Here is a 21,042-nt window from a genome sequence, read left to right as displayed (position 1 = left end):
AATGCCTTTGCGGGGGATATAGTCAATCAGAGAACAATGTAAGGAACCGCAATTGATACAAGTGTTCGCAGCGTCACGGTACGCACAACGGTTTCTGGCACGCGCGTTGGTGGCCCTGGGTGCGCTGGCAGCCTCTGCACAGGCGAATGCTCCGCTGGACGTGCGCATTGCACTCGTGATCGGCAATTCAGCCTACTCCGGCTCCGCTGCGCTTTCCAATCCTGCCAATGACGCGAAGGCAATGTCGGCGCAACTGCGCAAACTGGGCTTTCAGGTTCTTGAATTGCGTGACGGATCGCGCAGTCAGATGGCCGAGGCGATAGACGATGTTCGCAAACGGCTTCAGGGCAAAAGCGGGGTCGGCATGCTGTATTACGCTGGCCATGGAGTGCAGATTGACTGGCGCAACTACATGGTGCCGGTCGATGCGCGCCCCAGGAGCCAGACTGAAGTGGTGGCACAGGCGGTCGATGTGGATGCGGTGATCAACGCATTCAAGCAGGCGGGCAACCGCGTCAATATTTTGGTCCTTGACGCCTGCCGAAATAACCCCTTTGAGGGCACAGCGTCGGTCAAGGGGTTGGCACAGATCGATGCCATACCGGGGACTTTTCTCGCCTATGCCACTGCGCCAGGCAATGTTGCTGACGATGGGGAAGGCAGCAACGGCCTGTACACCACCTATTTGTTGCAAGAGCTGGCCAAACCCACCACTCGCATCGAGGATGTCTTCAAGCGTGTGCGCCTGCAGGTACGGAAAAAGAGCAACGGCAGTCAGATTCCATGGGAAAGCACGAGCCTGGAGGAGGACTTTGTATTCAATGACGATCGGGGACCGGGTGAAACACTGGCCCTCGCACGGCCACCTAAACCCAAACCAGCAGAACTTGATCAAAAGTTTTTGCGTGAGAAGGCCGAGTGGGATCGCATCAAAACATCGCAAAACCCTGACGACTTCTATGCCTTCTTGCAAGCCTATCCCAGCAGCGCCATCAGCGAGGCAGCACAAAGCCGACTGGACCAGCTCTCCAAGCCCCAGATCGCAGCCACTCCAGTGCAGGGGCGCCAGTCGATACAACGGGACGTCCGGCTTGGCGATGAAATCGAGTACGTCTATCACGACTACCTCACGAAGCTAGAGACACGCCGGGAGACCCTGCGCGTCACATCGATCAAGGACGGGGTTGTCGAACTCAACAATGGTGAGCAGATCTTGACGATCTACGGCGGTCTTGTGCGCAATGAAATAGGCAGCGAATTCGACCCGCCCCTCCAATCGCTGCCTGCTGATGATTTTCAGATTGGCAAGAGATGGGTCAGTCGGTCACAGCAGACCGTCCCCCCAGACTCGCCGGGCTGCGCGGTGAAGCAGGGTGGGTGGAGCAGGACATGAAGGTGGCGAGCTACGAACAGATCACTGTGGCGGCGGGCACGATGTACGCATATCGGATTGAGGCCACTTTGCGAACGCAGTTCGGAGCCTCCGGCACACTGACCTATTGGGTCGCCAGCAACGGTGGCGTTATCAAATTCATCCGCAACGTCAAAATCAGCCGGCCCAATGGCACGGTCCTGGATAGCAGCTGGATCCGCGAAGTTGCACGCGTCCACAAGCCACGCTGAGGTGGGGGCATCGGCGCTTGCCCCAGGATATATTTCTGGACTGCAAAGATAGTACGGTCCCTTGGGCACACCGGTGGCCTGCACACGGGCCGGGGCGGCGCCGGCCCAGGTCCAACTGAATGTTGGCCTCCGCGAGCGGCTTACCGGGCGGGCAACTGTCGGCCACGCAGCCAATGGTCAAGCCGTGGGATTCACCAAATGGGTGACTGCGAATAGGGCACCGGAAGGATTTTCGCCCGGGACGCAGGCTTGTCCCAGAGCCGTGCCCCCAAGAACACTCACCGGTTTTGCGGCAGCGCACCATCAGCGCCAGAATCGCTACCCTTGGGGGCACAGTCAACATAAACATGACAGAACGGACACTTGGTGCTTGGCATCACCATGCCCGCTTGCTAGGATCAGTCAAAGATCTTTGGGACATTCATGCCCGTCTCCGCACCGCCAACGCCCGGCCCCTCAGTCCCCGACGCTGCATCCCAGCTTTCGACGCTGGCAGATGCGCCCCTTCGCAATGCACTGGATGCGAGTGACAACGCGATTGTGATGACCAACAGCGCCAAGCGCGTGGTGTACGTCAACCAGGGATTTACACGCCTTTTTGGTTTTGAGCCCGAGGAAATGCTCGGGAAGTACCTCAGTCAGGTACTGCTGGGTCCGTACTCGGATCCGGCATTGTTGGCCAGCATTCGCGACAACGTCACAACGCAAGGCCAGTTCCACGTCGAAACCCTGCTGTACAGCAAGACCGGGCAGCCACGCTGGGTATCGATGGTGATCAATGCCTCGGACGAGGCATCGGGCGGCCCGGGAGGCAGCGTCACGATCCTGACGGACATCACGCTCACCAAGATGCATGAAGTGCTGCAGACCCGGGTGCTAGAGGGCATGGTCAGCGAACTGCCCCTGCGCGACTTGATGGCGCTGGTGTGCAGCGAGGTCGAGCGCATTGCCCCCGAGGTCACTGCTTCTATTCTTGCCGTGGATGCGCAGGGCCAGCTGCACCCCCTGGCAGCACCAGGGCTGCCGCCCTCCGTCTGCGACGCCCTTGACGGCCTGCCTATTGGCCCCCAGGTAGGCTCCTGCGGCACGGCGGCCTACCGGAACCAGCCGGTCATAGTCACCGACATCAGCACAGACCCTTTGTGGACCGACTACCGCGCCTTGTTCGCGCCCACCGGCTTGCAGGCCTGCTGGTCCAGCCCCATCCGCAACCACCAGGGCACACCGATAGGCACCTTCGCGTTTTATTTCCGCGAGCAGCGTGAGCCCGATGCACTGCACCAGCGTCTGGTGGAGGTCTGCCTGCACCTGTGCGCCCTGGCAATCGAGCGCGACGCCACGCACCAGCGCATTCACCAGCTGGCATTTTTTGACGCACTGACGGGTCTGCCCAACCGCGCCATGTTCTGCAGCAGTGCGGAGCGTGCGCTGGCCAGACTGCAGCAGGACACACACCCTGGCGCCCTGCTGTTTCTGGACCTGGACCGCTTCAAGCAGGTCAACGACACCCAGGGACATGCGGCGGGCGACGCACTGCTGTGCGAGGTGGCAACTCGACTGACGCAGTGCCTGCGTGCGCGCGATCTGATTGGCAGGCTGTCCGGGGACGAATTCGTGCTGCTGCTGTCCGAATGCTCTACCGAGCAGGCTGTGCAGGCGGCCCACCGCATGCTGGAAGCCATTGCCCAGCCGCTGGAGATCAACGGCCAGGTCAATCTGCCCCATGCCAGCATCGGCATTGCCATGTTCCCGGACGATGGCGCCAGCATCGACATCCTGCTGCGCCACGCCGACCAGGCCATGCACCAGGCCAAGAGCGATCACCGGCACAGCCTGCAACTCTTCAGCGCCGAAATGAACCGCCGCGCGCAAAAGCGCGCCTCGCTGGAGCGCGCCTTGCAACAAGCCCTGGCCGAACGGACCCTCACCCTGCACTACCAGCCCCAGGTGCTGAGCCGGTCACCGGGTACTCTGCACGGAGTGGAGGCACTGGCGCGCTGGAACCACCCGCAGTGGGGCATGGTGCCGCCCTCACAGTTCATCCCCGTGGCAGAAGAAGCAGGCTTAATCCACACCCTGACGCTGTGGCTGCTGGACGAGGCCTGCAGGCAACTAGCGGCGTGGCGCGCGGCGGGCCACCATGTGCCCTGTGTGGCAGTGAATCTGTCGGGCCGCAGCTTTCACCTGCCCGAGTTTGCGCAAGAGATTGGCGAAGCATTGCGGCGCCACGGCCTGCGCGCCAGCGATGTGCTGCTGGAGATCACCGAAAGCGTGATGATGGACGCCAGGCCAGTCACCCTGACCAATATCGACACGCTGCACCAGCAGGGCTTCAAGCTGTCGCTGGACGACTTTGGCACCGGATACTCCAGCCTGAGCTACCTGCACCGCCTGCCCATCAGCGAACTCAAGCTGGACATGGCATTCGTGCAGGACCTGACCACCAGCCCCACAGCGCGCGCGCTCACGGTGTCTGTGCTGAGCATCGCGCACAGCCTGGGCATGGTGGTGGTTGCCGAAGGGGTGGAGACCACGGGACAACAACAGTGGCTGCAGGCCCACGGTTGTCCGGTGATGCAGGGCTATCTGTTTGGCAAGCCGCTGCCGCCCGATGAAATCGAGGCTTGGCTCTGCGCCCAGGCGCCTGGTCAGCACCGCTGATCACCAGGCTGCCGGGGTCGCCCCCCGGTCGCGAGGCTCAGCCGCGCGGCTCTTCCTCGGGCCAGTCACGGATATAGGCCTTGAGCATCTTGTTCTCAAAATTCTGGCTGTCCACCACGGCCTTGGCCACGTCATAAAAACTGATCACGCCCATCAACATCTTGCGGTCCATCACGGGCATGTAGCGCGCGTGGCGGTCCAGCATCATGCGGCGCACTTCGTCCATGTCGGTTTCGAGTGTGCAGGTCAGGGGCGCGTCATCCATCGCCGTGCGCACCAGCATCGTGCCCACGCTGCCACCATTTTTCACCAGGGCCTGGATCACTTCACGGAAGGTGAGCATGCCCACCAGATCGCCATGCTCCATCACCACCAGCGATCCAATGTCGCGCTCGGCCATCAGGCTCACGGCACCCGCCAGCGGCTCGTCCGGCAAAGCCGTGTAGAGGGTGTTGCCTTTGACGCGAAGGATGTCGCTGACTTTCATGGTGCGGAGTCTCCGGGAGAGCGGGAAGAGTATGTGTGGGCCCACGGGCACATGCGCATCCGCATCGGGTGCGCACATGCTGCAGGCCATTTGCCAGCAAATATAGCCCACAATGCCCGCCTGCATTGACAACATGGGAGACACAAGATGCCCGGTTACTCCGACCCTGGCTTTGACACGCTGGCGCTGCACGCAGGCGCCAGCCCCGACCCCGCCACTGGCGCACGCGCCACCCCCATCCACCTGACCACATCGTTTGTCTTTGAATCGAGCGACCACGCGGCTTCGCTGTTCAACCTGGAACGTGGGGGACACGTGTACAGCCGCATCAGCAACCCCACCAACGCGGTGCTGGAACAACGGGTGGCGGCCCTTGAAGGTGGCGTAGGCGCCATCACCACCGCCAGCGGCCAGGCCGCGCTGCACCTGGCCATCGCCACGATCATGAGCGCGGGCAGCCACATCGTGGCCAGCACGGCGTTGTATGGCGGTTCGCAGAATCTGCTGCACTACACGCTCTCGCGCTTCGGCATCGAGACCACCTTCGTCAAACCTGGCGACATCGACGCGTGGCGTGCGGCTGTGCGGCCCAACACCAAGCTGTTCTTTGGCGAGACAGTGGGCAACCCGGGCCTGGATGTGCTGGATATCCCCACCGTGAGTGCGATGGCCCACGAGGCCGGTGTACCGCTGCTGGTGGATTCAACGCTGACTTCGCCCTGGCTTATCAAGCCGTTTGAACATGGCGCCGATCTGGTGTACCACTCGGCCACCAAATTTCTCTCGGGCCACGGCACCGTGGTGGGCGGCATCGTGGTCGATGGCGGCAGCTTCGACTGGGATGGCCCGAAGTCGGCGGGCAAGTTTGCCGAGCTGACACAGCCCTATGACGGCTTTCACAACATGGTGTTCACCGAAGAGAGCACCGTGGGCGCCTTTCTGCTGCGCGCCCGCCGCGAGGGCCTGCGCGACTTTGGCGCCTGCATGAGCCCGCACACGGCCTGGCTCATCCTGCAGGGCGTAGAGACCCTGCCGCTGCGTATGGCACAGCACATGCGCAACACCGAAAAGGTGGTCGAATTTCTGGCCGCACAGCCCTTTGTATCGCGCGTGGGCCACCCCATGCTGGCGTCGCACCCCAGCCACGCCCTGGCGCAAAAGCTGCTGCCGCGTGGAGCGGGCTCGGTGTTCAGCTTTGACCTCAAGGGCCACCGCGAGCAGGGCAAGAAGTTCATCGAAACCCTCAAGGTCTTCAGCCACCTGGCCAACGTGGGCGACTGCCGCAGCCTGGTGATTCACCCAGCCAGCACCACACACTTCCGCATGAGTGACGAAGCGCTGGCGGGCGCGGGCATCACGCAGGGCACGATCCGCCTCTCCATCGGCCTTGAAGACGCCGATGACCTGATCGACGACCTCAAGCGCGCGCTGAAAGCCGCCGAGAAAGCAGGAGCCTGACCATGCACATCCAAGTCAACGGCGCTGCCATCTACTGCTACACCGGCGGAAAGGCGTTTGATGCCACTAAGCCCACGGTGGTGTTCATCCACGGCGTGCTCAACGACCACAGCGTGTGGGCCCTGCAAAGCCGCTACATGGCCAACCACGGCTGGAACGTGCTGGCCATCGACCTGCCCGGCCACTGCCGCAGTGGCGGCGATACTCCCGCCACGGTGGAGCAAGGCGCGGACTTCGTCGGTGCGCTGCTGGACGCCGCTGGCGTAAAGCGCGCCGCGCTGGTGGGCCACAGCTGGGGCTCGTTGATCGCCATGGAAGCGGCCGCACGGCTCAAGGACCGCGTCAGCCACCTGGTGCTGGTGGGCACAGCCTTCCCGATGAAGGTGTCGCCCGCGCTGATCGAAGCGTCACAGACCGACCCCGAGAAGGCGATGCGCATGGTCAATGTGTTCTCGCGCAGCACCTTGTCGGCGCCCCCTTCGGCGTTAGGGCCTGGCACCTGGGTGTTTGGCGCAGGCATGGCGCTGGGGCGCAAGGTGCTGCGCAGCAACCCGGCGGTCAATGTCTTCCACCGGGGGTTTGTGGCCTGCGACAGCTATGCCGGGGGCGAAGCTGCCATGGCGCAGCTGACCTGCCCCGTGCTGTTTGCCCTGGGCAGCCAGGACCAGATGACGGCGCCCAAGGCCGCACAGGGTCTCGTCAAAGCAGCCCAAGCGGCGGGCAAGCAGGTGCAGATCGCCCACCTTCCCGTGGGGCACAACCAGATGACCGAGGCGCCCGAAGAGACACTGGCGGCCATCCGGGACTTTCTGGCCCGCTGACCCCACCCATAGCCCCGGCGCGCTGGCAGGCCCGCCGGGGCTTTAGGCTGCAGACCCGTTGGCGACAGCACACCCGCACTGCCCCGCTGGTGCGCCCTGAGGCTGCGGCGTATAACCCGGGCAGAGCCCCAACGCCACCCGGAGACAACGCCATGACCACCCAGACTGTCACCCCGCAACCCGCGCCCAGCACAGACCCTCGGACCTTCAAGCTCTTTGCCGATTTCTATCCGTTCTATCTGAGCGAGCACAGCAACCGCACCTGCCGCCGACTGCATTTTGTGGGATCGACCCTCACCCTGGTCTGCCTGGCCATGCTGGTGGCCACAGGCAAGCCCCAGTACCTGCTGTACGGCCTGCTCTGCGGCTACGGCTTTGCGTGGGTGGGGCACTTTGGTTTTGAGAAGAACAAGCCCGCCAGCTTCAAGCGCCCGCTCTACAGCTTCATGGGCGATTGGGTGATGTACAGAGACATCTGGACAAGGAAAGTCCCGCTGTGACAGCGTGCTGCGTCAAACGGGCCTATAGCGCTTGATTCATAAGCACAAGCAGCTATATTTTGTATAGCAAATCGTACCCACGACCAGAACCACAGACACGGAGGGCCGACTGGCCCACAGGAACGGCTCAGCCTGACTGCAACACGTCGGCCATGTGCAAGGTTTCGAGCCTCGCGTGGGTCCACAGCGGCCCCAGGCTCTCCACCCGCTGCAGCAGCAGGCGCTGAACCAGGGGCGCGAGCAACGTGCGCGTCGGGTCGGCCAACAGCACGTAACGGGACTCAGGCACATCGGCAGCGCTCACGGCGGCATCACTCACCTGCCCCACCCAGTCCAATGCGGTCAGCGCTTCCAGCACGGGTTCCAACTGCAGCCCATCCACGCGCAGCAACTGCGCCAGCTGGCTGGGGCGCAGGCCCTTGATGGGCTGCTGGCGCGCACGGTGCAGCGCCTGCAGCACCTCCACCGCCAGCTGAAACGTCCAGCCCGCCACTGTGCCGCGCCGCGCCACGCCGGCCAGCAAGCTGGGCAGGTACGCCGTCACCACCGCACCCAGCAGCACGATGACCCAGGCCACATAAATCCAGACCAGCAGGATGGGCAGTGTGGCAAACGCACCGTACACCACAGAATAGGTCGGCACTTTGCCCAGGTACACCGCCAGCACCTTCTTGGCCAGCTCGATGCACACGGCCACAAAAAAACCGCCCGTCCACGCATGCCGCCACTTCACCGGCGTGTTGGGCACATAGTGGTAAAGCGACGCCATGCCGCCCGCCAGCACCACAAACTGGATCGAGTCGAACAGCAGTTGCACGCCATCGGGCAGGCGCTTGACCAGCCCGCCCGAAGCCGACATCACGTACGACGTGAGCGCCAGGCTCGCCCCCAAAAGCAGCGGCCCCAGCGTGATGGCCGCCCAGTAGATCAGCACGCGCTGCCCCAAGGGTCGCAAGCGCTGCACGCGCCAGATGTCATTGAGCGTACGGTCGATGGTGAGAATCAGCGCGAGCGCCGTGGCCAGCAAAATGCTGAACCCCGCCACCCCCAGGCTGCTGGCCTTGGCCGCAAACTGCGTCAGATACCCAAGCACCTGGCGAGAGATGCTGTCGGGCACCAGGCTGTTCACCAGCCAGCCCTGCAAGGCATCCTGCAGCTTGCCAAAGATAGGAAATGCCGTGAACACCGCCAGTGCCACGGTGAAGAAAGGCACCAGCGCCAGGATGGTGGTGAAGGTCAGGCTGCTCGCCGTCAGCCCCAGGTGGTCCTCCCGAAAGCGCTCACGCAACGTCTGGGCCGTGGTCTTCCATGGGAAGTGCGACAGCTCGGTCATCAGCGCCTCGATGCGCGACGCTACTGTCTGTAAGGAGAAGGGCATGGCCGATATGATGCCACCCCAATGACCGCATCCCCCACAGCCCCTAACTCCCCTCCCCTGCCGTCCGACAAAGGGGTCGCCGCCACCCGCTGGCTGGCCACCGGCAGCGTACTGGCCCTGATTGTTCTGTGCCTGGCGTGGGAGCTGGTACTGGCTCCCATGCGGCCCGGCGGCTCGTGGCTGGCGCTCAAGGCCTTGCCTTTGTGCATCCCGCTGGCAGGTCTGCTCAAGAACCGCATGTACACCTACCGCTGGGTCAGCCTGGTGATCTGGTTGTATTTCACCGAAGGCGTGGTGCGCGGCTGGAGCGACAAGCCCCCTTCGCAATGGCTCGCCTGGGTCGAGGTCGCTTTGTGCCTGGTGCTGTTCGTGGCCTGCACGCTGCACGTGCGGCTGCGCCAGCGCAATGCCAAGGCGGCGCAAGCCACCGCCGCCACCCGCTGATGCCAGCAGAACCAGGCCCATCCCGCTCACTGAAATTGAAAAAGACCCTTGCCCATGACCACCCTGCTTGACACCCTGCGCTCCATCGTGGGCGATGCCCATGTGCTGACCGATGGCGACCTCACCGCCTGGGAACAAGACTGGCGCCGCCGCGTGCGCGGCAAGGCTCTGGCCGTGGTGCGCCCCTCCAGCACGCCCGAAGTGGCCGCCGTGGTCAAGGCCTGCGCCGCCGCAGGCACCGCCATCGTTCCGCAGGGTGGCAACACCGGGCTGGCGGTAGGCTCCACCCCCGACGAATCGGGGACACAGATCGTGCTCAGCCTCACGCGCATGAACGCCGTGCGCCATGTGGACACGGCCAACCTCACCATGACGGTGGAGGCCGGCTGCATTCTGCAAAACCTGCAAGAGGTGGCACGCAACGCAGGCCTGCTGTTCCCCCTGTCGCTCGCAGCCGAGGGCAGCTGCACCATTGGCGGCAACCTGGGCACCAACGCAGGCGGCACGCAGGTAGTGCGCTACGGCAACACACGCGACCTGTGCCTGGGGCTGGAAGTGGTCACGCCGCAGGGCGAGGTCTGGAGCGGTCTCAAGGGCCTGCGCAAGGACAACACCGGCTACGACCTGCGCGACCTCTTCATCGGCAGCGAGGGCACGCTGGGCATCATCACTGCCGCCAGCATGAAGCTCTACCCCCAGCCCGCCGCCAAGCTCACCGCCTGGGCTGCAGTGCCGTCGATGGATCACGCCGTGCAACTGCTTGGCATGGCCCACAAGCAGCTGGGCGCGGGCCTCACAGGTTTTGAGGTGATGGGCCAGTTTGCGCTGAGCCTGGTGGGCAAGCACATGCCGCAGCTGCGCGTTCCCTTCCTGGGCCAAGACGATGCGCCCTGGTGCGTGTTGCTCGAAAACTCCGACAGCGAATCCGAAGCCCACGCCCGCGCCCGGTTTGAATCGCTGCTCGAAGCCGCTTTTGAAGCAGGCTGCGTGACCGACGCCGTCGTGGCCGAAAACCTCACGCAGGCCCACCAGCTGTGGCACATCCGCGAGAGCATTCCGTTGGCGCAGGCCGAGGAAGGCCTGAACATCAAACACGACATCTCCATCCAGATCTCGCGCATCCCTGACTTCGTGGCCCACACCGACGCGGTGTTGCAGCGCGAGATCCCCGGCGTGCGCCTGGTCAACTTTGGCCACCTGGGCGATGGCAACCTGCACTACAACGTGCAGGCACCCGCCGAGGGCGATGCCAAGGCCTTCCTGCGCGAGCATGAGCAGCAGGTGCACCACCTGGTGTACGAGGCCGTGGCCGAGTTTGGCGGCTCGTTCTCGGCCGAGCATGGCATTGGCGAGCTCAAGGCCGACAAGCTCGAAAAATACCAGTCCCCCGTCGCGCTATCGATGATGCGAGCCATCAAGCAGGCGCTGGACCCGCAGGGCCTGATGAACCCAGGGCGGGTGCTGAAGGCACAGGGCTGAGGCCATCGGGCATGGCGTTTCCCCCCATTTCTGTCCGCACCGCCACGCCGGGTGACCTCGCCGCCTGGCGCCCGCTGTGGGACGGCTACAACGGGTTTTATGGCCGCTTTGGCGCCACGGCCTTGCCAGAGCACATCACCCAAACCACCTGGCAGCGCTTTCACGATCCGGCGGAACCCGTTTTCTGCCTGCTGGCTCATGACGCAGCCAGCGGCGAAACACTGGGGCTGGCCCACTACCTCTTTCACCGCAGCATGACGCGCATCGAGCCGGTGTGCTACCTCAGCGACCTGTTCACCCGCGAAGCTGCGCGCGGCCGGGGTGTGGGGCGCGCGCTCATCCACGCCGTGTACGACGCAGCGCGCGCCGCCAAGTCCTCGCGCGTGTACTGGCAGACCCACGAAACCAATGCGGCCGGGCGCCAGCTGTACGACAAGCTGGCCAAACACCACGGCTTCATCGTGTACGCACAAGAACTCTGAACGCTGCGCGCACACCGCAGCCCCCGACAGGACCACCCATGACACTGCCCGACCTGTACCGCGCCATTGCCGAGCACACCGGCACGTTCTCCTGCGAGCGCATCCACAGGCCACAAGAAACCAAAACGGTGAATTTTCAGCACCACATCCAGCCGCCTGTTGCGATGGATGCGCCCCTGCCCGACGTGGGCCAGCTGCCCGCGTTCTACGCGACGTTTGGCGGCGTTTTGCTGTACCGCGACGCCAACTCGGGCGATGCCGCCCGCTACATCGCCCCGCCCACCGAATGGGCTGTGCTGCAAGAAGCCTTTGAGGGCTGGAACGAACACCTGAGCGACGAAGAGCGCGCCGACATCCTGCCCGACTGGGTCGACCACTGCCTGGTGATTGGCGAGACACCCCACTCGGGCAATTACATCCTGATGGCCACCCAGGGGGAGTGTGCGGGCCACGTGTTCGAGTTCGATCACGATGGCTACGAGTTCATTGAAAGGGCGCACGACCTGGTGGAGTATGTACAGGGACTCCTCCAACCGGACAGCCCCACCCTGACGGACATCGCCTCGCACATGCGCTTCATCGACAAGCACACGGGAACGCAGTGGTGGATTCTGGAAATGACCGACAACCGTGGCCACCATGTGCGTACCAGCACATAGGGTGTGCGAAGGAGCGCCGCCTTCAGGCACTATAAAAACAGGAGCTGCTAGCGCATATACATTGGGCGCTACCGGCCATTTTGGCTATCAATATCCGCCCTCTCGCCCGTGTCCCCTTGGACGATAAAGCGGCAGAAAAGGCCACCTCATAAAACCTTGCGCATGGGCTGTGCCTGCAGCCCAGCCCACGCTTGCAGGGCGCCGTCTGGCTCATAGCCATGGCGGCGGTAAAAATCCTCGGCGGTGCGCGTGCTCTCCAGGCCCAATGCCACGAGCCCCCACGTCCGCGACTGGGCCTCGGCTTCAAGCAGCAAGGCACGCCCTACACCCTGGTGCAAGGCCTCGGGCACCACGTAACACAGGGCCAGCGTGGAACGCGCCAACAGTGCAAAACCCACCATCGTGTCTCCCCGGTAAGCGCCCCATGCCATGGCACCCGGTGCGGAGATCCACACAGCCAGGTTCTCAGGCGTCTTGTTGGCCAGCCATGTCGCCAGGATGGTGGTGTCGTTGTGGTGGTCGAGCGTGCAGCAGTGGGTGATGGACTGGCGCACGACAGTGCAGGCGGCTTGCGCCGCAGTGGCACCGACGGTGATTGTGTGTGTGCCGTGAGGCACAGCGCCTAAAGAAATCATGCCGAGGCCAGCCCCCACACCGACGCCACCATCAGCGCAAGCACTCCGTAGAACAACAGGCCCACGAATATCAATCCATTGGCGGTCACCACGCGCTGACCTTCGTGACGGAACGACAGTGCGCCCGCAGCACCAAAAACACGGGCTTCGTTGCTGCCCCACAGCACAGCACGCCAGCGGCCAAGGCTTGCCACCCGCACCAACTGCGCACCGGTGAACACCAGCAGCACTTCGAACGCTGACCACAGCATCGCCACAACGAACTCTGTCATCTGCATCCCCAGCGAATTTTCGACAACGGATCATAGACGGCCACAACATGACGAGGCGTGCGTGCCGCCCGGCACTCAGGCTGGGTCTTGGGCCGCAGGGTGCAGCCGACTCCATTCGCTCGCTGCCTCCCACCCTGGCGGCACACAGCCCTGCTTCATCACACACAGGCTCGCGCTGGCCAGTGCGTGGCGCAGCGCCTGCTGGCACGCATCGGCCGTCAGGGCTGCAACGAACTGCGCAAAGCGCACACCAACAGCAACGTGCGCCTGCCGCAGCAGATGCGCCAGCAGCCCGGCCAGAAAGCTGTCGCCCGCGCCCACGGTGTCGATGACCTGCAGCGGCTGCGCTTCATTCGCATAACACTGCGTGCCGTTGCGGTGCAGCAGCCAGGCACCTTCTGCCCCCAGCGTGAGGGCCAGCAGGTGGGCTTGGGGGTTGGCGGCCAGCAGGTGCTGCGCGCAGGCCAGCGCGTCAGCACCCGGCACGGCCAGGTGCTCCAGGTCTTCATCGCTGGCTTTGATGATGTGAGCGTGGGCCAAGGCCGCGTGGACGGTGCTGCGGTAGGCGGCCAGGTCGGGCATGACGGAGGGGCGCAGGTTGGCATCGACCACCACGCAGTGGCCTGCGGCGCGCTGGGCGGCCAGCCAGGGCAGGTAGGTGGCAGCGTCGCGCGCGTCGAGTGCCAGGGCACCGGTACAGACCACCTGCAGGGTGGGCAAGGCGGCGCAGGCAGCGCCCAGGCCTTGCGCGGACACGGCGCGGTCGGCCACGCCATCGCGGTAGAAGGCGTAGTCGGGATGGCCGTGTTTGTCGAGATTGACCACGGCCAGCGAGGTGACTTGCTGCACCGGATCGGGCTGGGCCAGGTGCACGCCATCGACCACCAACTGGGCCGCCAGCTCGCGGCCAAAGCGGTCGCGGGACAAGGGGTTGAGGTACTGCGTGCCCACACCCTGGCGGGCCAGCGCGCGACACAGGTTGTAGAGTGCGCCGCCCGGGCACGGCAGGTAGCTGCCATCGGGGCGGTGGATCAGGTCGATAAGTGCCTCGCCCGCGATCGCGGCATGGAGGGGGGCCGTGGCCTTGGAGGCGTCTTGTGCAGAAGTCATGGTGGGCTTGGAGGGTGCAGGCAGCGCGTCAGAACTGCGATTGCAGCGCGGGGTACAGCGCTACGAAGCGGGCGTAGCGTTCGGCCAGCAGCGCTTGCTGCGCCGGCTGGGGGGTGAAAGTCGCGTCGGCGGATAAAGGCTGGCACCAGTGGCTTTCGTCACCACCGCAGGCCATGGCAGCCAGGCGGGCTGCGCCCAGCGCGGCAGCGGCGTGGGCGCCCTCGGGGCGTTGCAGTGGGGTGCCCAAGGCACTGGCCAACAGCTGGGCCCAGGGGTCGCTGCGCGCACCACCACCGACGAGTGTCAGGGCGGCGTTGCCCCCCTCCCCACCCGCAGCGCGCATGGCGTTGAGGCCATCCAGCAGGCCAAAGCCCACGCCCTCCATCACGGCGTAGGCCAGGTCGTCCGCGTCGTGCTCGGCCCGCAGACCTGTGAAAACGCCAGTGGCGGCGGCGTTGTTGTGGGGCGTGCGCTCGCCACTCAGGTAGGGCAGGAACAGCGGAGCCTGGGCCTGGCGGCTGGCGGGCAATGCACTTACTGCGGCGGACAGCTGTGCCTCGTCGGCCCGGCCTGTGAGGCGGGTGACCCAGCCAAAGGCGCTGGCCGCGCTGAGCATGACGGACATGTGGTGCCAGCGCTGGGGCAGCGCGTGGGCAAAAGCGTGCACGGCGCGTTCGGTGGCAGGGGCAAAGGCGTCGGTCACCCGAAACACCACGCCCGAAGTGCCCAGCGACACAAAGCCCTGCCCTGCCGTGCGTGCGCCCACACCCACGGCACTGGCCGCGTTATCGCCCGCGCCTGCGGCCACGACCACGCCTTCGCCCAGCCCCCAGCGGCGGGCTACGTCACCCAGCAGCGTGCCGGTGGGTGCATTGCCCTCAGCCAGGGCGGGCATTTGCGAGGCGTCCAGCCCGCAGGCCTGCAGCATGGCCAGGCTCCAGGCGCGGGCCTGCACATCCAGCCACAAGGTGCCGGATGCATCGGACATATCGCTCACCGCCCTGCCGGTGAGCTGCAGGCGCAGCCAGTCTTTGGGCAGCAGCACGGTGCGGATTTGAGGGAAGACTGCGGGCTCATGCGTGCGCAGCCACAGCAGCTTGGGGGCGGTGAAGCCGGGCATGGCGAGGTTGCCGGTGATCTGGCGCGAGGTGGGAACGGCCTGTTCGAGCGCAGCGCATTCGGCGCTGGCGCGGCCATCGTTCCACAGAATGGCGGGGCGCAGCACCTGGCCCTGCGCCCCTAGCACCACCGCACCGTGCATGTGACCCGACAAGCCAATGCCGCGCACCTGGGCCCATGCGGTGGGCACCTGCGCGCGCAACTGGGCGACGGTGGTCTCGACGGCGGCCAGCCAGTCGGCAGGGTGCTGCTCACTCCAGGTGGGCTGGGGGCGGTACTGGGGCACGGCTGCGTCGGCCGTGGCGATGACGGTGTGTGCTTCGTCGAGCAACAGGAGCTTGACGCCGGAGGTGCCTAAGTCGATTCCGAGGTACATGGACAGGTGATGAAATGAATCAGCCGAGGAAAGCGAGGCCGGTGTAAAAACAGGGGCAGTGCCCTGGCTTCGACAGGCTCAGCCCGAGCGGTGGGGCAGGACGGGCCTCACACCTTGCCAAACCTTCCCACGCCCTGCTTGCGGTATTCACTGGGCGTCATGCCTTTGATGTCCAGAAAGCGGCGGTTGAAGTTGGCCATGTTGTTAAAGCCCACGTCATACGCAATGTGGGTGATGTAGCGGTCTGTCTCCATCAGCAGCTGGCAGGCCCGGTTCACGCGCACCAGGTTCACAAAATCGGTGAAGGTGTTGCCCGTGGCGCGGCGGAAAAAGCGGGAGAAGCGGCTTTCGGTCATGTCCAGCTCCTGTGCCAGGTCGGCGGCCGACAACGGCTCGGACAGTTGGTCGGTGATGCGGCTGACGATGGCGTTGATCTGTGCGAGCTGGGTATCGCTGTCCTCGCTTTGCAGCTGGGCGCTGGAGAGCAGGCGATAGTCCGTGCAGCGGGCCAGCTCGCCCATCCATTCGCAAAACGCTGCAAAGCGCGCCAGCCCCTGGGTGGACTTGATGCGCTGCCAGTGCTCCGCGGCCTGGGCCTGCAGGCCAAAGAACTCGATGCCGTGGCGCGCGCGCTCCAGCAGGGGCAGCACCTCGCGCAGCTCGGGAATGCCCTCGCTGGCATCGACCAGCGGCTGGTGCGGGAACTGCACCACCAGATCGCGCTCGGGGTAACCGGCCTCGGGCACATCCATGCTGATCCAGTTGTGCGGCAGGCGCGGGCCCGTCAGCACCAGTTGGCCGGGGGCGAACTGGCCGATCCAGTCGCCCACAAACACCTTGCCCGACGACGCGGTGATGAGATGCAACTCGTACTCATCGTGGTAGTGCCAGCGTGCCAGCGGGGTGGGAAACCCGTGCGACAGGCAACGGATGAAGCCCGCCGTTTCAGGTGGCTCGTAGCCCAGTTCGGGCGAGCGGGAGTACGCATGCTCCAACTCGGGCTTGGTCTGGCGCGGCAGTGCGTGGACGGAGGACATGGCGGTGGCTTTGCGTGGTGGAGGGATCCGTGGGTTACAGCGTTCAATGCATTGTTATCCGTTCGCCCTGAGCCCGAACGGCGGCTGAGAATGGCCCGCCCCTATCTGCCGCATTGTGCTGTGCTGGGGTGGCCTGCCACCAACTGCGCCCCCTGAACACTGGCCGCACGCAGCGCCTGCACCAGGCGCGCATCGCCCGCCAGCTCGCCCCACAGCACCTTGTCGGCAGCAAACGCGGCCACAGGGTCAGCGGCTTCGCAGATGGCATGGGCGGCGGCCGGGTCCATGGCCTGGTCCTGGTAGGTGTAGGGGATGTGCCCGGCGTGCCAGCGCTGCAGGTAGGCCAGAAACAGCGCGGGCAGCACCGCGACGGCGGCAATGCTTTCGCCCCGGGCCAGGCGCTCGCGAATCGTGGGCGCGATGAAGCCGGGGATCTTGCTGTAGCCGTCCATCGCCACGCGCTGGTTGGAGTCTTCAATGGCCGGGTTGCCAAAGCGCTCCAGCACCACGTCGCGGTAGGCCGCCAGGTCGATGGGGCTGGGCTGCAGCACGGGGATGGTGTCTTGCGTCACGTAGTCAAACGCCAGCTGGCGGATGGCGGCGTCGTGCGTGCCTTCGTGGATGAAGCGGTAGCCCACCAAGGTGCCCGCCCAGGCAATGCAACTGTGCGTGGCGTTGAGCAGGCGGATCTTGGCCTCTTCGTACGGCGCAACCGACTCGACCAGCTCCACGCCCACGCGCTCCCACGCGGGGCGGCCGTTGGCAAAGCGGTCTTCAATGACCCACTGGATAAAGCTCTCGCCCATCAGCGCAGCGGGGTCGGTGCGGCCCGTGGCCGCTTGCACACGGGCCATGACATCGGCGGTGGGACGCGGCGTGATGCGGTCCACCATGGCGTTGGGGCTGGTGGTGTGGGCTTCGATCCAGGCGGCCAGCTCTGTATCGCCCAGCGCCTGCACAAACTGCAGCAGGCCGCTGCGCGAGCGGTCGCCGTTGTGGCGCAGGTTGTCGCAGTTGAGCAGGGTGACGGCCCCTGCCCCGGCCTGCCTGCGTGCGCGCAGCAAGGTGGTGAGCGCGCCGTAGATGGTGCTGCCCGCGCGGCCTTCCCGCAGGGCTTGCACATCGGCCTGCAGATCAGGTGCGCTGGCCCAGTCGAGCTGGTGGTGGCTGTCGAGGTAGTAACCCGCCTCGGTCACGGTGAAGGAAATGATGCGGGTGCTGGGCTGCACGGCAATGGCGATGAGCCCCGCCAGATCGGGCGTGTAGGGCACCACGGTGCGGATGGACTCGACCCAGGTGTAGCTGCGCTCGCCCTGGGCGGTCACCGTCTCCAGCGTGTAGGCGCCGCCCTGGGCTTGCAGGGCGGCAATGGTGTCTTGCATGTCAGGGCGCAGGTTGCCACCGGCCAGCACCCAGCGGGTGTCGCCCAGCTGGTGCAACTGGTGCAGGTACAGCGCCTGGTGTGCGCGGTGGAAGGAGCCCAGCCCGAGGTGCAGGATGGTGAGCGTATCTTGTGCGGTGGTCATGGAATGCGGCTCAAAAATCAAATCGACGGGAAATCAACGGGCAGTGGCATGGGCCGGGGCCAGCACCACGCGGCCAGCGTTGTCAAACCAGTGGGCCTGCTCGGTGGCTACGTTGAGCGACACGGCATCACCCGGCAGCAGCAGCGTGCGTTCATTCAGTCGCGCCACCAGTTGCGCGCCCTCGGCGGTGCGCACATACAGCAGCGTCTCAGCCCCCAGGGCTTCGACCAGCTCGACCTGGCCGGTGATGGCGCCCTGCCCTTTGGGCTGCACCGTCACGGCCTCGGGCCGCAGGCCGATGGAGCCCCCCGCAGCCGCGCCAGGCGCCAGTTGCTGCACCGCCGCAGGCAATTGCGCCAGCGGCACCACGTTCATCTGCGGGGTGCCGATGAACTGCGCCACGAACTGGTTGGCGGGGCGGTCGTACAGCTCCAGCGGCGTGCCCACTTGCTCAATCTGGCCGTCGCGCAGCACCACCACTTTGTCGGCCAGCGTCATGGCCTCGACCTGGTCGTGCGTGACGTAGATGGTGGTGGCGCCCAGGTCACGGTGCAGCTTGGCGATCTCCACACGGGTCTGGCCGCGCAGGGCGGCGTCGAGGTTGGACAAGGGCTCGTCAAACAAAAACACCTTGGGCGCGCGCACGATGGCGCGGCCAATGGCCACACGCTGGCGCTGGCCGCCCGACAGCTCCTTGGGCGTGCGCTGCAGGTATTGCGTGAGGTTGAGAATGCGCGCCGCGTTCTGTACTTTCTCGTCGACGACCTGCTTGTCCACCTTGGCGAGCTTGAGCGCGAAGCTCATGTTTTCGTACACGCTCATGTGCGGGTACAGCGCGTAGCTCTGGAACACCATGGCCAGGTCGCGCTTGCTCGACGGCTGGTCGGTGATGTCGCGGCCGTCCAGCATCAGCGTGCCACCGTCGATGGCTTCGAGCCCCGCGATCAGCCGCAGCAGCGTGGACTTGCCGCAGCCCGAGGGGCCGACGAAGACGATGAAATCGCCCTGATTGATGGTGAGGTCAATGCCCTTGATGGCACGGTGCTCGCCAAAGAATTTTTCGATGCCGCGCAGTTGAAGGTAGGCCATGGAATCGGGTTCCTGAAATCTTGAAAAACTGTGGGAACGACAGGCTGCGGATTTACTTGACCGCACCGAAGGTCAGGCCCTGCACGAGCTGCTTCTGGCTGAACCAGCCAAACACCACGATGGGCGCAATCGCCATGAGCGACGCCGCAGACAACTTGGCCCAGAACAGGCCCTCGGGGCTGGAGTACGACGCGATCAGCGTGGCCAGCGTGCCTGCCTTGGCGGCGCTGAGGTTCAGGCTCCAGAAGGCCTCGTTCCACGACAGCACCAGGCACAAGAGGCCGGTGGAAGCCAGGCCGCCCATGCCCAGCGGCAGCAGCACCAGCCGCACCTCTTGCCACAGCGTGGCGCCGTCCATGCGGGCGGCCTCCAGAATCTCGCGCGGGATGTCTTTGAAGTGCGAGTACAGCATCCAGACCATGATGGGCAGGTTGGACAGCGCGAACACGATGATGAGTGCGAGCTGCGTATCGAGCAGGTGGCTCTTTTGCGCCAGCACGTAGATGGGCACCAGCGCGCCCACGGCGGGCATCATCTTGGTCGAGAGCATCCACATCAAAATGTCCTTGGTGTACTTGCCCTTGAAGAACGCCATGGCATAGGCCGCCGGTGCGGCCAGCAGCAGGCCCAGCAGCGTGGAGAGCACGCTGGTGATGACCGAGTTCTTGGCGTACAGCAGGTAGTCGCTGCGCTCTTGCACTTCGTGGAAGTTTTCGAGCGTGGGCGTGAACAGGATTTGCGGCGGCACTGCAATGGCCTGCAGCTCGGTCTTGAAGGCGGTGAGGAACAGCCAGGCCAGCGGAAACACCAGCAGCAAGGCCACGGCCCAGGCCACGGCGGTGCGCAGGGCCAAGAGGCCGAGCGGGAATTTGGAACGGCGGCGAGCAGTCATGGGCTTTCTTTCTTATTTGTCCAGGTTCTTGCCAACCATGCGGATCAAAAACACCGCCGCGATGTTGGCCAGCACCACCGCAAACAGCGCCCCGGCCGAGGCCACGCCCGCGTCAAAGTTCAGCAGTGCCTGCTTGAAGATGAGGAAGGTGACGTTGGTGCTCGCATCACCCGGGCCACCGCCTGTGGTGGTGTAGATCTCTGCAAAGATGCTGAGCAAAAAGATCAGCTCAATCATCACGACCACCGCCACCGAGCGACCCAGGTGCGGCAGGTACAGGTAGCGCAGCTGCTGCAGGTAGGTGGCGCCGTCCATGCGGGCGGCTTCGAGCTGCTCGTGGTTCATGCTCTGCAGCGCGGTCATGAAGATCAGCGTGGCAAACGGCAGCCATTGCCACGACACCATGACGATGACGGAGAACAGCGGAAAGTCGGTGAGCCAATCCACCGGCTGCGCACCAAAGAAGATCCACACCTGCGCCAGCACGCCGTAGATGGGGTTCATCATCATGTTCTTCCACATCAGCGCGTTCACCGTGGGCATGACGAAAAAAGGCGAAATCAGCAGCACCCGCACAATGCCGCGCCCCGGGAATGGATCGTTGATCAGCAGCGCTATCGCAATGCCCACCACCACCGTGATGAGGATGACGCTGCCCAGCAACCACATGGTGTTGAGCACCGCAGTGCCAAACGACGGGTCGGTGACGAAATACTCGAAGTTCTCCAGCCCCGCAAAGCCCGACTGGTCGGGCTGCATGAGGTTGTAGCGGATGAGCGAGAAGTAGATCGTCATCACCAGCGGCACGATCATCCACAGGAAGAGCGTGGCCATGGCTGGCGTGAGCAGCAGGCGGGGGAGCAGGCGGTTCATGGGGTTTCCGGTACAGACTGACAAGGGCGCGGCGAGCCCACGGATCTCGGGGGCGACCCACAAGTCACTCCAGGCCATCCCGCCACCGTTCGGACTGAGCCCGTCGAAGCCAAGGCCAGCC

The 21,042-nt window shown here is 64.7% G+C and carries 21 protein-coding genes and 1 pseudogene; 10 read left to right on the top strand and 12 right to left on the bottom strand.

The features are described 5' to 3' along the window. Positions 1-61 precede the first annotated feature (61 nt). Entirely contained in the window at positions 62-1,393 is a 1,332-nt protein-coding gene (locus CLU85_RS08975) for a caspase family protein (RefSeq protein WP_232727932.1), read from the top strand. Then, the gene (locus CLU85_RS23105) at positions 1,390-1,623 is read left to right on the top strand and encodes a hypothetical protein (RefSeq protein WP_198509290.1); all 234 of its coding nucleotides are present in this window, start codon (positions 1,390-1,392) and stop codon (positions 1,621-1,623) included. Before CLU85_RS08975 ends, CLU85_RS23105 begins: the two co-directional genes overlap by 4 nt. 88 nt (positions 1,624-1,711) lie before the next feature. Here CLU85_RS23105 and CLU85_RS23320 read toward each other — a convergent pair. Then, positions 1,712-1,881, bottom strand: a pseudogene (locus CLU85_RS23320) (chorismate synthase); the annotation flags it as partial. A gap of 165 nt (positions 1,882-2,046) precedes the next feature. Here CLU85_RS23320 and CLU85_RS08965 point away from each other — a divergent pair. Continuing rightward, positions 2,047-4,284: an EAL domain-containing protein gene (locus CLU85_RS08965; RefSeq protein ID WP_100409960.1), complete on the top strand. Its 2,238-nt coding sequence runs from the start codon at positions 2,047-2,049 to the stop codon at positions 4,282-4,284. 37 nt (positions 4,285-4,321) lie between these two features. Here CLU85_RS08965 and CLU85_RS08960 read toward each other — a convergent pair whose 3' ends face one another. After that, positions 4,322-4,771: a CBS domain-containing protein gene (locus CLU85_RS08960; protein WP_100409959.1), complete on the bottom strand. Its 450-nt coding sequence runs from the start codon at positions 4,769-4,771 to the stop codon at positions 4,322-4,324. A 147-nt stretch (positions 4,772-4,918) separates the two neighbouring features. Between CLU85_RS08960 and CLU85_RS08955 the strand changes: the two genes are divergently transcribed. The 3 genes from CLU85_RS08955 (at position 4,919) to CLU85_RS08945 (ending at position 7,550) form a co-directional block, all read left to right on the top strand. Beyond that, complete coding sequence (locus CLU85_RS08955) at positions 4,919-6,229, top strand: O-acetylhomoserine aminocarboxypropyltransferase (protein ID WP_100409958.1); 1,311 nt, start codon at positions 4,919-4,921, stop codon at positions 6,227-6,229. A 2-nt stretch (positions 6,230-6,231) separates the two neighbouring features. Continuing rightward, the gene (locus CLU85_RS08950; RefSeq protein WP_100409957.1) at positions 6,232-7,050 is read left to right on the top strand and encodes an alpha/beta fold hydrolase; all 819 of its coding nucleotides are present in this window, start codon (positions 6,232-6,234) and stop codon (positions 7,048-7,050) included. 152 nt (positions 7,051-7,202) lie between these two features. Beyond that, on the top strand, positions 7,203-7,550 hold the full coding sequence (locus tag CLU85_RS08945) for an Mpo1-like protein (protein ID WP_100409956.1): 348 nt from the start codon (positions 7,203-7,205) through the stop codon (positions 7,548-7,550). Positions 7,551-7,677: 127 nt separating this feature from the next. Here the strand turns inward: CLU85_RS08945 and CLU85_RS08940 are convergent, their stop codons facing one another. Next, positions 7,678-8,928, bottom strand: coding sequence for a YihY family inner membrane protein (locus CLU85_RS08940; RefSeq protein WP_100409955.1), 1,251 nt, complete (start codon positions 8,926-8,928; stop codon positions 7,678-7,680). Between the two features lie 21 nt (positions 8,929-8,949). On the opposite strand from CLU85_RS08940, the gene CLU85_RS08935 reads away from it, so the two are divergent. Genes CLU85_RS08935 through CLU85_RS08920 form a run of 4 tightly spaced genes read left to right on the top strand, consistent with a single transcriptional unit; the run spans position 8,950 to position 11,992 of the window. Continuing rightward, on the top strand, positions 8,950-9,372 hold the full coding sequence (locus tag CLU85_RS08935; protein ID WP_100409954.1) for a DUF2069 domain-containing protein: 423 nt from the start codon (positions 8,950-8,952) through the stop codon (positions 9,370-9,372). 54 nt (positions 9,373-9,426) lie between these two features. After that, complete coding sequence (locus tag CLU85_RS08930; protein WP_100409953.1) at positions 9,427-10,851, top strand: FAD-binding oxidoreductase; 1,425 nt, start codon at positions 9,427-9,429, stop codon at positions 10,849-10,851. An 11-nt stretch (positions 10,852-10,862) separates the two neighbouring features. Next, positions 10,863-11,333 carry a GNAT family N-acetyltransferase gene (locus tag CLU85_RS08925; protein ID WP_100409952.1) on the top strand — a complete coding sequence of 157 codons (471 nt, stop codon included), beginning with the start codon at positions 10,863-10,865 and terminating at the stop codon, positions 11,331-11,333. Between the two features lie 38 nt (positions 11,334-11,371). Continuing rightward, positions 11,372-11,992, top strand: a complete 621-nt coding sequence (locus CLU85_RS08920) for an SMI1/KNR4 family protein (protein WP_100409951.1) — start codon at positions 11,372-11,374, stop codon at positions 11,990-11,992. A gap of 146 nt (positions 11,993-12,138) precedes the next feature. Here CLU85_RS08920 and CLU85_RS08915 read toward each other — a convergent pair whose 3' ends face one another. The 9 genes from CLU85_RS08915 to CLU85_RS08875 all read right to left on the bottom strand — a co-directional run bounded on the left by CLU85_RS08915 (position 12,139) and on the right by CLU85_RS08875 (position 20,921). Further along, positions 12,139-12,627, bottom strand: coding sequence for a GNAT family N-acetyltransferase (locus CLU85_RS08915; protein ID WP_100409950.1), 489 nt, complete (start codon positions 12,625-12,627; stop codon positions 12,139-12,141). Continuing rightward, a complete protein-coding gene (locus CLU85_RS08910) occupies positions 12,624-12,899 on the bottom strand; it encodes a hypothetical protein (RefSeq protein ID WP_100412451.1) in 276 nt (91 codons plus the stop codon). Before CLU85_RS08910 ends, CLU85_RS08915 begins: the two co-directional genes overlap by 4 nt. A gap of 75 nt (positions 12,900-12,974) precedes the next feature. After that, positions 12,975-14,009 carry a PfkB family carbohydrate kinase gene (locus tag CLU85_RS08905; RefSeq protein ID WP_100409949.1) on the bottom strand — a complete coding sequence of 345 codons (1,035 nt, stop codon included), beginning with the start codon at positions 14,007-14,009 and terminating at the stop codon, positions 12,975-12,977. 28 nt (positions 14,010-14,037) lie between these two features. Then, positions 14,038-15,504 (bottom strand): xylulokinase, encoded by a 1,467-nt coding sequence (gene xylB, locus CLU85_RS08900; RefSeq protein ID WP_100409948.1) that lies wholly within the window; start codon positions 15,502-15,504, stop codon positions 14,038-14,040. A 107-nt stretch (positions 15,505-15,611) separates the two neighbouring features. Beyond that, entirely contained in the window at positions 15,612-16,541 is a 930-nt protein-coding gene (locus tag CLU85_RS08895) for an AraC family transcriptional regulator (protein WP_100409947.1), read from the bottom strand. Between the two features lie 101 nt (positions 16,542-16,642). Further along, a complete protein-coding gene (dalD, locus tag CLU85_RS08890; protein ID WP_100409946.1) occupies positions 16,643-18,067 on the bottom strand; it encodes a D-arabinitol 4-dehydrogenase in 1,425 nt (474 codons plus the stop codon). 33 nt (positions 18,068-18,100) lie between these two features. After that, positions 18,101-19,156: an ABC transporter ATP-binding protein gene (locus CLU85_RS08885; protein WP_100409945.1), complete on the bottom strand. Its 1,056-nt coding sequence runs from the start codon at positions 19,154-19,156 to the stop codon at positions 18,101-18,103. A gap of 52 nt (positions 19,157-19,208) precedes the next feature. Beyond that, complete coding sequence (locus CLU85_RS08880; RefSeq protein ID WP_099656238.1) at positions 19,209-20,048, bottom strand: carbohydrate ABC transporter permease; 840 nt, start codon at positions 20,046-20,048, stop codon at positions 19,209-19,211. A 12-nt stretch (positions 20,049-20,060) separates the two neighbouring features. After that, the gene (locus CLU85_RS08875; RefSeq protein ID WP_100409944.1) at positions 20,061-20,921 is read right to left on the bottom strand and encodes a carbohydrate ABC transporter permease; all 861 of its coding nucleotides are present in this window, start codon (positions 20,919-20,921) and stop codon (positions 20,061-20,063) included. Positions 20,922-21,042 lie beyond the last annotated feature (121 nt).

It is taken from the genome of Acidovorax sp. 69 (genome assembly GCF_002797445.1).
Lineage (GTDB): Bacteria > Pseudomonadota > Gammaproteobacteria > Burkholderiales > Burkholderiaceae_C > Acidovorax.
The sequence above is the reverse complement of the archived record's forward strand: the minus strand, read 5'-3'. Positions and strand labels throughout refer to the sequence as shown.

What these genes read in the sequence shown, in the direction of transcription:
- CLU85_RS23105 (WP_198509290.1), top strand. Translation starts at nt 1,390, where the DNA reads ATGAAGGTGGCGAGCTACGAACAGATCACTGTGGCGGCGGGCACGATG.
- CLU85_RS08965 (WP_100409960.1), top strand. Translation starts at nt 2,047, where the DNA reads ATGCCCGTCTCCGCACCGCCAACGCCCGGCCCCTCAGTCCCCGACGCT.
- CLU85_RS08960 (WP_100409959.1), bottom strand. Translation starts at nt 4,771, where the DNA reads ATGAAAGTCAGCGACATCCTTCGCGTCAAAGGCAACACCCTCTACACG.
- CLU85_RS08955 (WP_100409958.1), top strand. Translation starts at nt 4,919, where the DNA reads ATGCCCGGTTACTCCGACCCTGGCTTTGACACGCTGGCGCTGCACGCA.
- CLU85_RS08950 (WP_100409957.1), top strand. Translation starts at nt 6,232, where the DNA reads ATGCACATCCAAGTCAACGGCGCTGCCATCTACTGCTACACCGGCGGA.
- CLU85_RS08945 (WP_100409956.1), top strand. Translation starts at nt 7,203, where the DNA reads ATGACCACCCAGACTGTCACCCCGCAACCCGCGCCCAGCACAGACCCT.
- CLU85_RS08940 (WP_100409955.1), bottom strand. Translation starts at nt 8,928, where the DNA reads ATGCCCTTCTCCTTACAGACAGTAGCGTCGCGCATCGAGGCGCTGATG.
- CLU85_RS08935 (WP_100409954.1), top strand. Translation starts at nt 8,950, where the DNA reads ATGACCGCATCCCCCACAGCCCCTAACTCCCCTCCCCTGCCGTCCGAC.
- CLU85_RS08930 (WP_100409953.1), top strand. Translation starts at nt 9,427, where the DNA reads ATGACCACCCTGCTTGACACCCTGCGCTCCATCGTGGGCGATGCCCAT.
- CLU85_RS08925 (WP_100409952.1), top strand. Translation starts at nt 10,863, where the DNA reads ATGGCGTTTCCCCCCATTTCTGTCCGCACCGCCACGCCGGGTGACCTC.
- CLU85_RS08920 (WP_100409951.1), top strand. Translation starts at nt 11,372, where the DNA reads ATGACACTGCCCGACCTGTACCGCGCCATTGCCGAGCACACCGGCACG.
- CLU85_RS08915 (WP_100409950.1), bottom strand. Translation starts at nt 12,627, where the DNA reads ATGATTTCTTTAGGCGCTGTGCCTCACGGCACACACACAATCACCGTC.
- CLU85_RS08910 (WP_100412451.1), bottom strand. Translation starts at nt 12,899, where the DNA reads ATGACAGAGTTCGTTGTGGCGATGCTGTGGTCAGCGTTCGAAGTGCTG.
- CLU85_RS08905 (WP_100409949.1), bottom strand. Translation starts at nt 14,009, where the DNA reads ATGACTTCTGCACAAGACGCCTCCAAGGCCACGGCCCCCCTCCATGCC.
- xylB (WP_100409948.1), bottom strand. Translation starts at nt 15,504, where the DNA reads ATGTACCTCGGAATCGACTTAGGCACCTCCGGCGTCAAGCTCCTGTTG.
- CLU85_RS08895 (WP_100409947.1), bottom strand. Translation starts at nt 16,541, where the DNA reads ATGTCCTCCGTCCACGCACTGCCGCGCCAGACCAAGCCCGAGTTGGAG.
- dalD (WP_100409946.1), bottom strand. Translation starts at nt 18,067, where the DNA reads ATGACCACCGCACAAGATACGCTCACCATCCTGCACCTCGGGCTGGGC.
- CLU85_RS08885 (WP_100409945.1), bottom strand. Translation starts at nt 19,156, where the DNA reads ATGGCCTACCTTCAACTGCGCGGCATCGAAAAATTCTTTGGCGAGCAC.
- CLU85_RS08880 (WP_099656238.1), bottom strand. Translation starts at nt 20,048, where the DNA reads ATGACTGCTCGCCGCCGTTCCAAATTCCCGCTCGGCCTCTTGGCCCTG.
- CLU85_RS08875 (WP_100409944.1), bottom strand. Translation starts at nt 20,921, where the DNA reads ATGAACCGCCTGCTCCCCCGCCTGCTGCTCACGCCAGCCATGGCCACG.